9 protein-coding genes are annotated in these 13,663 nt (G+C 61.6%); 6 read left to right on the top strand and 3 right to left on the bottom strand.

From position 1 onward, the window contains the following. Positions 1-18: 18 nt before the first annotated feature. The 3 genes from def to gltX all read right to left on the bottom strand — a co-directional run bounded on the left by def (position 19) and on the right by gltX (position 4,714). The gene (gene def, locus DW233_RS01760) at positions 19-555 is read right to left on the bottom strand and encodes a peptide deformylase (RefSeq protein WP_118266389.1); all 537 of its coding nucleotides are present in this window, start codon (positions 553-555) and stop codon (positions 19-21) included. A gap of 18 nt (positions 556-573) precedes the next feature. Beyond that, positions 574-3,027, bottom strand: a complete 2,454-nt coding sequence (priA, locus tag DW233_RS01765; protein ID WP_118266390.1) for a primosomal protein N' — start codon at positions 3,025-3,027, stop codon at positions 574-576. Positions 3,028-3,238: 211 nt separating this feature from the next. Further along, positions 3,239-4,714, bottom strand: coding sequence for a glutamate--tRNA ligase (gene gltX / locus DW233_RS01770; RefSeq protein ID WP_118266392.1), 1,476 nt, complete (start codon positions 4,712-4,714; stop codon positions 3,239-3,241). Between the two features lie 337 nt (positions 4,715-5,051). Between gltX and metK the strand changes: the two genes are divergently transcribed. From metK to DW233_RS01800, 6 genes are all read left to right on the top strand, one after another. Further along, positions 5,052-6,332, top strand: a complete 1,281-nt coding sequence (metK, locus tag DW233_RS01775) for a methionine adenosyltransferase (RefSeq protein ID WP_118266394.1) — start codon at positions 5,052-5,054, stop codon at positions 6,330-6,332. 311 nt (positions 6,333-6,643) lie between these two features. Continuing rightward, positions 6,644-8,251, top strand: a complete 1,608-nt coding sequence (sdaAA, locus tag DW233_RS01780; RefSeq protein WP_118266395.1) for an L-serine ammonia-lyase, iron-sulfur-dependent, subunit alpha — start codon at positions 6,644-6,646, stop codon at positions 8,249-8,251. Between the two features lie 149 nt (positions 8,252-8,400). Next, the gene (locus DW233_RS01785; RefSeq protein ID WP_158567782.1) at positions 8,401-10,116 is read left to right on the top strand and encodes a L,D-transpeptidase; all 1,716 of its coding nucleotides are present in this window, start codon (positions 8,401-8,403) and stop codon (positions 10,114-10,116) included. A gap of 132 nt (positions 10,117-10,248) precedes the next feature. Further along, a complete protein-coding gene (locus DW233_RS01790; protein WP_118266398.1) occupies positions 10,249-11,661 on the top strand; it encodes an efflux RND transporter periplasmic adaptor subunit in 1,413 nt (470 codons plus the stop codon). Beyond that, positions 11,661-12,434 (top strand): ABC transporter ATP-binding protein, encoded by a 774-nt coding sequence (locus tag DW233_RS01795; protein ID WP_089571814.1) that lies wholly within the window; start codon positions 11,661-11,663, stop codon positions 12,432-12,434. Before DW233_RS01790 ends, DW233_RS01795 begins: the two co-directional genes overlap by 1 nt. After that, the gene (locus tag DW233_RS01800; protein ID WP_089571812.1) at positions 12,431-13,645 is read left to right on the top strand and encodes an ABC transporter permease; all 1,215 of its coding nucleotides are present in this window, start codon (positions 12,431-12,433) and stop codon (positions 13,643-13,645) included. Before DW233_RS01795 ends, DW233_RS01800 begins: the two co-directional genes overlap by 4 nt. Positions 13,646-13,663 lie beyond the last annotated feature (18 nt).

The following is a 13,663-nucleotide window of genomic DNA, read 5'->3' on the forward strand; positions in this document are numbered from 1 at the left end:
CCCCGGGGACGATGGGACCTACTCCGTCTCGCCCGGTCGAGCGCCGCGGGCCAGGGCGTCCTGGTACTCCTTGACGGCCTTGATCCTCTGCATCGGCTTCAGTCGCTCGAACATGGTGTTGCCGTGCAGGTGATCGATCTCATGCTGCAGGCACACGCAGAACAGATCGCCCGAGGCCTCATAGCGAATCAGGTTGGCGTCCAGGTCATACGCCTCGACGACGACATGGTCGGGACGCTCGATCTCGCAGTTAATCCCGGGGATAGACAGGCAGCCCTCGCTAAACGGCACCAGATGGTCACTCTGCTCAACAATAACAGGGTTGATGAGCACGTACGGGTCGTAGTCGTTCTTGTCGCTGTAGTCGCAGTCGATGGTGACGAGCTGAATAAGCTCGCCGATCTGCGGAGCAGCCAGGCCGCAGCCGCCGTTCTCGAACATCATCTTCTTCATCTTCTCGGCAAGCGCCTCGATCGCCGGGGTGATCTCCTCGATGACGGCGCACTCCTGGCGCAGACGAGGGTCGGGCGACAGTACGATTCCGTTGGCTTCCATGGCCATCCTTTCGGGTTGTTACATCAAATCATAGGCGTCGACGTCAACGCTCACGCTCACGCCGCGCACAGAGCCCACCTCTTTGAGGCAGGCGTCGATATCATCAGAGACATGGTACCCCACGGGCGACTTCACAAGCAGATGGAAGCGGTAACGGTCCTTGGCTCTCTCGATTACACACGAAGCCGGGCCTAGCACCTGCGGCACGGCACTCCCCGCCCGCAAAAAATCGGGCGCGGCGGCATGCCAGCGGCGCTTAAGAAGCTTTGCAATGCGCCCAATGTAGTCCTGCGCGTCGTCTCGGTTCGCCGACCACACCAAAATGTTGACCAGACGCACAAACGGCGGATACAGCGCGTCGCGACGCTGGTCCAGGTCGTAGTCGGTAAAGATCGAACGGTCGTGCTTAGCGACGGCGCGAATGACCGGATCCTCGGGCAGGTAGGTCTGGATGATCACCTCACCGGGACGATCGCCGCGACCGGCACGGCCCGCCACCTGTTCCAGCAGATCGTAGGCGCGCTCCCCTGCGCGGAAATCGGGCAGCTTGAGGGCGAAGTCGGCATTGACCACGCCCACGAGCGTGACCTCGGGAAAATCGAGACCCTTTGCGATCATTTGGGTGCCCAGCAACACGGCGCAATCGGCCGCATCGAACTGCTCGAGCAGCTTTTTGTGCGAATCCTTGCCGCGCGTGGAATCGGCATCCATGCGGATGATGGCGACGTCCTCGGGCAGCATCTGGTGCAGTGCGTCCTCGATCTGCTGCGTGCCCAGCCCCATTTTTGCCAGGTAGCGGCTGCCGCACTTGGGGCAACGACTCGTGGGCGCGGGATACGGCTGCACGCGCCAGGAGGATCCGCATGTGTGACATTGCAGCGTGTGCGTGCGCTCGTGATACGTAAGCGCTGTGGAGCAGTGGTTGCAGGTGGGAACGCAGCCGCACTCGCGACACATCAGGAACGGCGCAAAGCCACGGCGGTTATGCAGCAGCACGGCCTTCTCGCGACGCTCGACCACACGCTCCAAGCCCTCCATCAAGGGTTTTGAGAACATGGAGCGGCTGCCGTGTGAAAACTCACGGCGCAGGTCGGCAATGCGGACCGTAGGCAGCACGGCGAGTCCCGGGCGCTCGGGCATCTCGACACGCGTCCAGGTAGCACCGTTGTATGTACCGCGGCGGCAGCGGTCGAGGGCCTCGGCAGAAGGCGTGGCCGAGCCCAGCACAAGTGGGCAGCGATAGCGGCGCGCCATCTCGGCCGCAACCTCGCGCGCATGGTAGCGCGGGCTGGAGCCCTGCTTGTAACTGGTCTCGTGTTCCTCGTCGATGATGATGAGGCCCAAGTCGCTGAGCGGGCAAAAGAGCGCCGAGCGAGCGCCGACGACCACGCGGGCCGCACCGCTGGCAACCATATCCCACTGGTCCAGGCGCTCGCCGGCCGAAAGCCGCGAATGGAACACGGCGACCGTCTCGCCAAAGCGCGAGCGGAAGCGGCCGACGGTCTGGGCTGTCAGCGATATCTCGGGCACCAGTACGCAGGCTGAGCGGCCGGCCGCGAGCACGCGCTCGATAGCGGAAAGGTAGACCTCGGTTTTGCCGGATCCAGTGACTCCATCGACTAGGACCACGTCGCCGTGAGCGTCAAGGCGTGCGCGCTCAATCTGCGCGAGGGCCTGTCGCTGACCGTTGGTGAGTGCCATCGGGGCCTTGCCGCTCGCCGAGGACAGCGTGGTCTGCTCGTTGCAGCCACGCCAGGCGCGGCGCTCCTCCACAACCACGACGCCGCGTTTTTCGAGCGCCTTGATGGTCGCCGACATGCTGTTATAGAGAAGGTTGAGGTCGCGCGTCGTGACCGGGCCGCACTGGAGCGCCTCGATGAGTTGGCGCTGGCGGACCGCGGTCTTGGGCGGCGTATAGTCGAAGCCTTCGGGCGTGAGCATAACCCAGCGATTTTGGATGGGTTTGACGGCTGGACGTTCAACCGTCCACACGCCGTCGTCACCCTTGACCACACGCGGACTGCCGCCCGGGGGCAAAAACAGGCGCAGGCACTCGGAAAGCGTTGCGACGTACTCGTGGCTCATCCAGCGTGCGATACGGGCGGCTTCGGCGGTAAAGAGCGGTTTGCTGAGGATAGCCTCGACGGCTTTAATGCGCGCGGGGTCGAGGGCGTTGTTACCCTGCAGATCGCCCAGCTCAGGCGCAATGTCGACGACATAGCCCGCGGCGGCACGGTTACCAAAGTGAACCAGGACCGTAGATCCGATCTGCGCCTCGTTGGCAAGGGACTGGGGAATGCAGTAGGCGAATGGCTCGGACAGCGCTCGGGTAGGAATGTCGAGAACCACGCTCGCGTAGGCAGCGATGGGCTCAGGTGCAGGCTTAGGCTGAACCGAGGCAGCGGCAGGCATGAGCTTCACCAGAGCCTCCTCCGGTTCCGGCGAACCAAACAGCGACAGTTGTTGAGCCATACACCACCTCTAACGAACGGACCTGAAAGGACTGGGACAAAATAATCAGTAGTGTTTGTCCCATGGCCGATACGAGTGTCGAGCTTGTTGCGTCGCTCGAATATGGGACAAACACTACTGATTATTTTGTCCCAGCAACCCACTCATCGGTACAGAAACAAGAGCCCCGCTCGGGGTGAACGGGGCTCGGATACATGCATTTGCGCGTCTACTACAGCGCCATCGTGCGGGCGCGGTCGATGCGCGCCAGGCAATCGTCGCGGCCGACGAGCGCCATGGTCTCGCCCAGCGGAGGGCTCACCATGTTGCCGCAGACGGCGACGCGCACGGCCTGGAACACAACGCGCTTCTTGAGGTCCATCTGCTCGGGCAGCGGCTCAAGCGCAGCGTCGATGGCCTCGGCGGTCCACTCGTCCACGCCCTCGAGCGCGGCCTTGGCGGCGTCCAGGATGGCACCCATGCCTTCCTTGGCCAGGCCCTTGTTGACGGATTTCTCGTCATACTCGAGCGTCTCGGCCGTAGCAAAGATGGGAGCGGCGACGGTCACGGCGTCGGCCGGCATCTTGGTGCGCGGCTTGACGATGGCGGCAAGCGCATCGATCCAATCCTCGCCGTACTCGACGTTGCCCTCGATGAGACCCGCCTCGTGCAGCTCGGGGACCATGATCTCGTCGGCAAACTGGGCATCGGACATGCCGTTGATGTACTCGGCGTTGACCCAGTCGAGTTTCTTGGGGTCGAAGGTCGCCGGGTTCTTGGAGATGCGGTCGAGCGAGAACTTGCTGGCCAGGACATCGCGCGGAATGATTGTGGTCTCGCCGTCGAGCGACCAGCCGAGCAGCGCCAGATAGTTGACGAAGGCGTCGGACAGGTAACCAGCGTCGCGGTACTCCTCCACCGAGGTGGCGCCGTGGCGCTTGGAGAGCTTCTTGCCGTCGGCACCCAAGATCATGGAAATGTGGGCGAACGTAGGCACGGGCGCGCCGAGGGCCTCGTAGACCATGACCTGACGCGGGGTGTTGGACAGGTGGTCGTCGCCGCGGATGACATGGGTAATCTTCATCATGGCGTCGTCGACGACGGTCGCGAAGTTGTACGTGGGCGTGCCATCGGAGCGGAAGATGACAAAGTCGTCGAGCTCCTTGGCGTCGAAGGTCACCTCGCCGTGGACGGCGTCGTGGACGACGACGTCGCCGCGGTCCTCGGGCACCTTGATGCGCAGGACGTAGGACTCGCCGGCCTCGATGCGGCGGCGGGCCTCCTCGGGATCAAGATCGCGGCAACGACGCTGATAGCCCTGGAAGGGGTCCTTGCGCTCCTGCGCGGCCTTGCGGTCGGCATCGAGCTGCTCCTTGGTGCAGAAGCAGGGATAGGCCTTGCCCTCATCCCAAAGCTTCTGGGCGGCCTGCTTGTACAGGTCCAGGCGCTCGGTCTGGGCATAGGGACCATAGTCGCCGCCCACCTCGGGGCCCTCGTCCCAGTCCAAGCCCAGCCAACGCATGGCGCGCAAAATGATCTGCGTGTTCTCGTCGGTGGAACGGGTGGGATCGGTGTCGTCGATGCGCAGAATGAACGTACCGCCGTTTGCGCGGGCGAAAGCCCAGTTATAGATAGCGGTGCGGGCGCCGCCGATGTGCAGCTTGCCCGTCGGTGAGGGTGCAAAGCGGACGCGAACGTCTGATGCCATGGAAATCTCCTCGGTTGCAGGATGGATGTCTAACCGCACCAGTATAAAGCATCAAAGCAACCTCCGCACAAAGGGCACCGACCCACTCATTGGGGACTACTCATTGGGGACAGACTTAAATGACCAATCGTTGTAGTCATTGGGGACATTCTTGGTTTAAGACTGGTCATTTAAGTCTGTCCCCAATGAGTACTATTGGCTGGTCATTTAAGTCTGTCCCCAATGAGTAGGTGCGGAAAGGGTGTGAATGTTTGATTTACGCGCTATGATGTGCCCTTGCATAGAGAGCCCGGCGGAATGGTAACGGTCGCTGGGACACGTTTTTGAAAGGACAATCATGTCAGAAGAACTTCGTTCCATCCCACCCCAACACGGGTCCTTTGTTTTTACGTCGGAGTCGGTGACCGAAGGTCATCCCGATAAGATCGCTGACCAGATCAGTGACGCCGTCCTCGACGCAATCCTCGCCAAAGAAATAGAGCTCCAGGAGCAGGGCTACATCGCCCCCAACGGCGTGCCTGCCAACGCGGAGAACGTCCGCTGCGCCTGCGAGACCCTCGTGACCACCGGCACCATCATCGTTGCCGGCGAAATTCGCACCCAGGCCTACGTCGACGTACAGGAAATCGCCCGCGGCGTCATCCGCCGCATTGGCTACAACCGTGCCAAGTTCGGTTTTGACTGCGACACCTGCGGCGTTATGAGCCTCATCCACGAGCAGTCGCCCGATATCGCCCAGGGCGTTGACGAGTCCTTCGAGACCCAGACCGGCGCTACCACCGACCCGATCGACCTGATCGGTGCCGGCGACCAGGGCATGATGTTCGGTTATGCCTCCAACGAGACCAAGACCCTCATGCCCATGCCACACTACCTGGCAAGCCGCCTGGCCGAGCGCCTGGCCGCCGTGCGTCACGACGGTACCCTCGCCTATCTGCGTCCCGACGGCAAGACCCAGGTCACCGTGCGCTACGAGGAAGGCAAGCCCGTCGAGGTCACGACCATCGTCATCTCCACGCAGCACGCCGCCGAGATCGAGGACATGGGCAAGATCAAGGCCGACCTCATCGAGCACGTCATCACCCCGGTCATGGCCGCCGAGAACATGCCGTGGGACAACGCGGAGATCTACGTGAACCCCACCGGTCGCTTTGTCGTGGGCGGCCCCATGGGCGACACGGGCCTCACCGGCCGCAAGATCATCGTCGACACCTACGGCGGCTACGGCCGTCACGGCGGTGGCGCCTTTAGCGGCAAGGACTGCACCAAGGTCGACCGTTCCGCCGCGTATGCCGCGCGCTGGGTCGCTAAGAACGTGGTCGCCGCCGGTCTGGCCGACCGCTGCGAAGTCGAGCTTGCCTACGCCATCGGCGTTTCCAAGCCCCTCTCAATCATGGTCGACACCTTCGGTACCGCTAAGGTCGCCGAGGACAAGATCGTCGAGGCCGTTGAGAAGACCTTCGACCTGCGCCCGGGGGCTATCATCCGCGACCTAGACCTGCGTCGCCCCATCTACGAAAAGACGGCAGCCTACGGTCACTTCGGCCGCGAAGACGCCGACTTCACCTGGGAGAATACCGACCGAGTCGAAGAACTCAAAGCAGCCTGCGGCCTGTAAGCTAACGAGAAAAGCCACAGCCAAATAGAAACACGCCAAAAAGAGGTACCGGAACAACCGGTACCTCTTTTTTATTAACCGGTGGCGAAGATGAGTCGACATGGGACGCAGAATAGGTTCCCAGCTGATGAATTTTGCAGCAAGCGTGCCCCTACCATGTATCCTAAGTTCCGAGGGCTTTGGTATTTGGTCGATCGCGAGTTCCGCACGAGCCGGAGGCCACTTAATGTGGCCTCCGTGCGAGTCAGGACTGTAGAGCAGGCGACCAAATACCAAAGCCCTCGGAACGACGGGATAGAACAGGAGCGCATATGGCAGGCAAGCCGCAAACACTAGCTACGACCTCGGCATTCGAGATCTTGGGCCCCGTCATGGTCGGCCCCAGCTCATCGCACACCGCCGGCGCCCTGCGCTGCGCCCAAGTTGCCGCCAGCCTGCTGGAAGGCCGCATCACTAAGGTCACCTTTGGCCTGTGGAACTCCTTTGCCCACACCTACCGCGGCCACGGCACCGATCGTGCGCTCGTCGCGGGCATCCTGGGCCTCGACACCGACGACGAGAACATCAAGCAGGCCTTCGACCTCGCACGCGAGCAGGGCCTCGAATATCACTTTGACATCAAGGGCGACGACGCCTCCATCCACCCCAACACCGTCGACATTGACATGGTCGACGACACGGGTGCGACGGCACAGGTCCGCGGTGAGAGCCTGGGCGGCGGCAAGATGCGCATCAGCCGCATTAACGGCGTCGGCGTTGACATCTCGGGCATGTACTCAACGCTCTTCGTGGCGCACTACGACGTCCCCGGCGTGCTCGCCGCGCTCACCAACCTGCTCGCCTACGCACACGTGAACATCGCCTTCTGCCGCACCTACCGCACCGAAGTGGGCGGCCAGGCCTACTCCGTCTTTGAGACCGACGGCGCGCCCGACGACACTGTTGTCCCGATGCTGCGTAAGCTCGACAATGTCGATTACGCGACCTTTATCGAGCTCCCCGGTTCTGCTTCGTCGCTCTCCCCCGGCGTCTCGGCCAAGGAAATCTTCGACGACGGCGAGCAGCTGCTCGATGCGTGCGAGGAACTGGGGCTCAGCATCGGCGCCGTCATGGCCGTTCGCGAGGCGCGCCTGACCGGCGAGGCCCACGCCGTCGCCGCCATGCGCCGCGTGCTCGACGTCATGCGCGAGGAGACCACGGCCCCCATTTCCAATCCGCAACGCTCGCTCGGCGGCCTCATCGGCGGCGAGGCAAAGCTCGTCGATGCCACCGGCCGAAACGATCTGAGCACAAGCCTGATGGGCGCCGTCCAGACCGACGCCGTGGCCCACGCCATGGCCGTGCTCGAGCGCTCAGCCACGATGGGTGTGATCGTCGCTGCCCCCACGGCAGGCTCCGCAGGCGTAGTACCCGGCTGCGTGCTGGCGCTCGCCGACCACCTGCAGCTCGACGACGAACAGGTCATAGACGCGCTCTACTGCGCCGCCGCCATCGGCCTCAACCTCACCACGAGCGCCTGCGTTGCCGGCGCCGAGGGCGGCTGTCAGGCCGAGGTCGGAAGTGCGGCCGCCATGGCCGCCGCCGCGCTGGTGCAGATGCTCGGCGGCACACCCGAGCAGGCGCTCGACGCCAGTTCCATCGCGCTAAGTAATCTGCTGGGCCTCGTTTGTGACCCCGTCGGTGGCCTCGTGGAGGTGCCCTGCCAAAACCGCAACGCCATCGGCGTGGCAGCCGCCTTTAGCTCCGCACAACTCGCCCTCGCCGGCATTAAGAGCCTGGTGCCGTTTGACCAGATGGCACACGTCATGCTCTCGGTGGGCCACGCGTTGCCGGCCACGCTGCGCGAGACGGCAAAGGGCGGCATCGCGCAGGCTCCGGCCGCACTTTCGGCCTGTGCAAAATGCGGTGTGTGCGGATAGCGACAAAGAACGACTCGAAGGTGGGACAAATGTCCCACCTCTTTTGAATGCCACCGTTTCCATACCACAAACAACTAGGTAATCGCTATAATGCAAGCCCAGTAAAAACACGATGAGCCGCAAGGCGAAATTCGAAGGATATGCATACGATGTCGCAAAACGATCGAACTCAACTGATTCCCGATCCGCAGCAGCCGAGCAGGCACACCGGCGGCGTTCAATCGCCGCGTCCTATCGCGCCGAGCCGCGGTCAGCAGCGAGGTGCGGCAAACGTTTCCCAACGTCCGAACAAGCAGCATCAGCAGCGCCAGACAAATGGCAATGCGCCCAAGCAGCCCCCCACGCACGCTCGAGGCGATCGCGGCCCCGCACGCAAACCCGCCGAGAACAATAAGTCGGGCAAAAAGACGACGCTCTTTGTCGTTCTGGGTCTTATCGTCATTGTCTATATCGTAGGCGTCGTAGCGTTTTCGCAGGTAGCCTACCCCAACACCACTATCGCCGGCGTCGATGTCTCGTTCTCCAACGCTTCGTCTGCCGCCACCAAGGTCAACTCGGCTTGGAAGCACTATAAGCTCACCGTGACAGGCGATGACTTTAGCTGGACCTATCAGCCCGAGTCCGATGAGCCCATTGTCGACGGCGAAGCTGCCGCAAAAGAGATTATCAGCCGCAACGAAGCCATTGTATGGCCGGTTCGCCTTGTAGAATCCTTAAGCGGCAAGACCAAAACAACCGCTAGCTCCAACGAAGTCGATCTTGATCAAGACGTCGACCTGTCCATGCTCTCCGACACCTTTGACCAAAAGCAGTTTGAGAAGGATCTGGGCGCCGCCATCGACGAGTTTAACGAGGGGCGCTCGGGCACGTTCGAGGCCAATAGCTCCTATGACGAGCAGGCCGGCAAGTTTACCGTCGAGAAGGCGCGCTCCAACGAAAAACTCAACCGCGAGCATGTCATTAAGTATGCCGAGCTCGAGCTTGCCTCGCTGGCCGAGACCGTAGATCTTTCCAAGCTCGGCAACGATGCCTATGAGCCGCTCAATGGAACGCTGACCGATGATCAGATTCAGGCCGCATGCGATGCCGCCAACAACTTCTTGGGCGTCAACGTGACCCTCAAGCTCAACGGCGAGGATGCCGGAAAGGTTGATGGCAGCTCCGTGTTGCAGTGGATCAGCTTTGCCGATCCTGCCAACCCCACGCTCGATACGTCGCAAATCAGCAGCTGGGCAGCCGAGCTCGCGAACGGCTTTAATACCGTGGGCTCCACTCGCTGGTGGACACGCGCCGATGGCAAGCAGTGTGCCGTTGAAGGCGGTGACTTTGGTTGGTCCATCGACAGCAGCTCGCTCGCCAAGCAGGTCGAGGACGCCATTAACAACAAGCAGACCGGCGAAATCGAGATCAAGTACTCCCAGAAGGCCGACACCTTTACCGCAAAGGGAGAGCCCGACTGGAAGGCGTATATCGACGTCGATCTGTCCGAGCAGCACGCGCGCTACTATGACGAGAACGGTAATATCGTTTGGGAGGCCAACTTTATTTCTGGCAAGCCGGGAGAGGACGCCACCCCCGAGGGCGTATGGCAGATCAACAGCAACAATGGCGCCAGCAAGCTTATCGGTGCCAAGGACCCCGAGACCGGCAAGCCCAAATACGAGAGCCCGGTCAGCTATTGGATGCCGTTCGAGGGCAATATGGTCGGATTCCACGACGCCACCTGGCAAAACGACAAGAGCTTCGATAATGCCGAGTCGTACAAGTGGTGCGGCAGCCACGGTTGCATCAACCTGCGCCTGGCCGATGCAAAGGCACTTCACGACTGCATCAAAGTCGGCCTGTGCGTGGTTGTCCACTCGTAGTGCAACGCGCGCATTCCCACAACGTGGAGCCGCTGCGACCAATCTAACAGTTCCGAAAGAATCCGCCATATGCGCCCGCCTTACGCGACGGGCGCATATACTTATTGAGGAACTTTCTATAAAGGAGACGCTATGCCGAATGTCCCCACCATCACCCCAGGCCCGGATGATGCCGAGTACACGCCCGAAGGTGCCACCGAAACGATTCCTTTGATTACAAACGTACATGCCGAAAAGCAGAGCGGACGCACGAACGATACCGCCGATATCTCCGATGAAGAAGCCTATGCAAAGCTCAAGGCAAAGCGTGCCGAGCGTCGGCGCAAAAAGCTCATCCGATGCGGTATCGCCGTCGGTGTCGTTGTTGCCATCGCGCTCATTGCCATCATCGCAACGCTGGTCATCAACGCGCAACCCGCAGGCACCAACGGACCGGTGACCGACATGGTCACCGAAGGCACGTTTACCACCACAGTCGAAGCCAAGGGGCAGCTTAAGCCCATCTCGGCATCGGTCGTCTCCCCTTCTGTCGACGGTACGGTTGAAAAGATCAACGTGCAGGCCGGACAGAGCGTCAACGAGGGCGACGTACTCATGACCATTAAGAACGACGCGCTCGATAGCGCTGTTTCCGAGGCGCAGCGCGCGGTCGCGGCCGCCCAGGAAGACCTGAACAATGCAAAGGTGGCACTCGCGGCCGCACAGGCCGCACCGACAACGGACAGTGACGGATCGACCGGCCCATCGGACGCAAACGCCAACGCAAATGCCGTCTCGACCGCCCAGCGCAACCTCGCCTCGGCCCAGGCAACGCTGGAGCAGGCAACTGCAAAAGCGGCCGAGCGCACCGTAAAGGCCCCCAGTTCGGGCAACATCGTCGAGCTCAACGCCAAAGTCGGTGCCACGGTGACCGGAGGCACGATCATGGGCGAAGGCGACACGAGCGGCGGCAAGCAGTGCATGCAAATCGCCGACCTGTCCAAGATGAAGGTGACGGTTCAGGTGGGCGAAAAGGATATCGCCAAAATTGCCGTGGGCCAAAGCGCCAACGTGACCTATCCCGCGTTTCCCGATATCGTGAGCCAGGGCACCGTCACGGCTATCGCCTCGGTGGCAAACTCTGACTCCGGCTCCGGTAGCGGCGGCAGCGTGACCTTTAACGTCGACATCCTCATCGAAGCACCCGACAGTCGCCTTAAGCCGGGTATGACTGCCGAGGTCTCGGTAGTGACCGAGAAGCTCGACGACGTGGTTATGGTGCCGACCATGGCGCTGATGACCGAAGATGGCGAGCACTATTACGTCAATCTGGCCACCGATTCGGAAGGCAAGAAGACGCGCCGCGTGAAGGTGACCGTCGTGACGCAAAACGACAACGAGGCTGTAGTCGGTAAGACGCAGGTCAAGCGCGACGACCAGGGCAACGAGATCAACCCAGACGTCCCGGTTACCAAGTTACGCGACGGCGACACCATCGTGACGGATACCGGCGCAGGCATGACGGCAGACGGCGGCGACAATATGTCTGCCGACGAGGGCAAGTAATGCGTCCCGTCATCGACATCCGCAACGTGCACCGCATCTTTGAGAGCGAGGCCGGTTGCGCCCACATCCTGCACAACGTGAGCCTGGCGGTGAACCCCGGTGAGTTCGTCGCCATCACCGGCCCCTCGGGCTCGGGCAAGTCGACGCTCATGAACATCCTGGGCTGCCTGGACAAGCCGACGGCGGGTGATTATTTCCTGCAAGGGCTCAACGTCGCCGAGCTCGACGATGATGAGCTCACCGAGGTGCGCGCGCTGAGCATCGGCTTTGTCTTTCAGAGTTTTAACTTGCTGCCGCGTCTGACGGTGATCGAAAACGTCATGCTGCCGCTGTCCTACACCAATGTGCCGCGTAGCCAGCGCGAGATGCGCGCCGTGCACGCGCTGCAAGCCGTCACACTGCCGGTCGACCATTGGGACCACCGCATATCGGAACTCTCGGGCGGACAGATGCAGCGCGTCGCCATCGCGCGCGCCCTCGTCAACGACCCGCCCATCATTTTGGCCGACGAGCCAACGGGAAATCTAGACTCGACAACCGGGGCGCTCGTCATGGAAACCTTCCACAAGCTCCAGAAACGCGGCAAGACCATCGTACTCATTACGCATGACCCCGGCATCGCCGCCGAGGCCGATCGAGCCGTAACCATCCGTGACGGGCGAATCCATGACGGCGCATATGTCGCGCATACACCGAATACGTTACGCGGGGCCGTCAAAAACCTGCCCGAGATTTCTGCAACCACCAATCAGCCGAAAGGAGCGAAGGCATGAGCACCCGCGATCTTGTCCAAGAAGCCCTTCACTCGCTCGAGGCCAACAAGGGACGCAGCCTGCTCACCATCCTTGGCATCGTCATTGGCATCGCCTCGGTCATCGCCATGACTTCGCTCATCGGCGGTATCCAAAACAGCCTGGTCAACAGCCTGGGCCTCAATGCAGCCCGCATGGTAGAGATCTATTCGTCCCAAGAACTCACCGATTCGGATGTGGAAAAGCTTCGCAAACTGGTGCCGCAGATTGAGCAGATCGGCATCGTCGATAGCGCCTATTCCGAGTACAAGGTCGGGGATAAAAGCTATACCGTCATGGCACACGGCGTCGATAGCGACATGCTCGATGCCGTGGGCGCCAGCAAGCTCGTTGCGGGACGTGTCTATTCACAGGCAGAGTCTCAATCAGGCTCGCGCGTGGCGCTCATCAGCCGCGGCGGCGCCGATCAGCTTTACGGCAACGAACAGGACGCACTGGGGAAAACCATCAAGGTGTCCAACGGCGAGGTGCAGATTGTAGGCGTGATTGATGGCGGCAGCGACTCCATGGGCTCGCTCACGCTGTATATGCCACGCGAAACCATCTCCGGCCTGTTTGGCGACGAGAATCCTTCATTTCCCAGCGTGACGGCACTTGCCGCCGAGGGCACAGACATGGACGAGCTCTGCAAGACCATCGAGTCTAAGGTGCGCGCGATGAAGGGCATCTCGGAGGATGATGAGTACGACAGCGTATCGACGACCTCCATGAAAAGCGCCATCGATGCACTCAACTCGTTTATGGGCGCCTTCTCGCTCATCATGGGCGCTGTCGCCAGTATCTCACTGCTTGTCGGCGGAATCGGCATTATGAATATGATGCTTACCAACGTGACTGAGCGCATCCGCGAGATCGGTATTCGCCGTGCCTTGGGCGCCAGTCGCCGCGATATCACCGCGCAGTTTTTGGCCGAGTCCTCGGCGCTGTGCGTCACCGGTGGCCTGCTGGGTGTCCTGATTGGCTATCTGCTGGCCTGGGGCCTCGCGATGTTTGCCGCAGGATCAGGGGTTCTCAACGAGCTCGGTGCCAGTGGGGAGATCACACCGAGCTTTTCAATCGCCACGGTGCTGCTGGCCTTCGGCGTCTCCGTCGGCATCGGCGTAATCTTTGGCTTCTACCCCGCTCGCCGCGCGGCAAAGCTCAACCCGGTGGAGTGCCTACGCTACCAGTAAGCCACCACCAGCTACCAG

It is taken from the genome of Collinsella sp. AM20-15AC, from assembly GCF_003471405.1.
Taxonomy (GTDB): Bacteria; Actinomycetota; Coriobacteriia; order Coriobacteriales; family Coriobacteriaceae; genus Collinsella.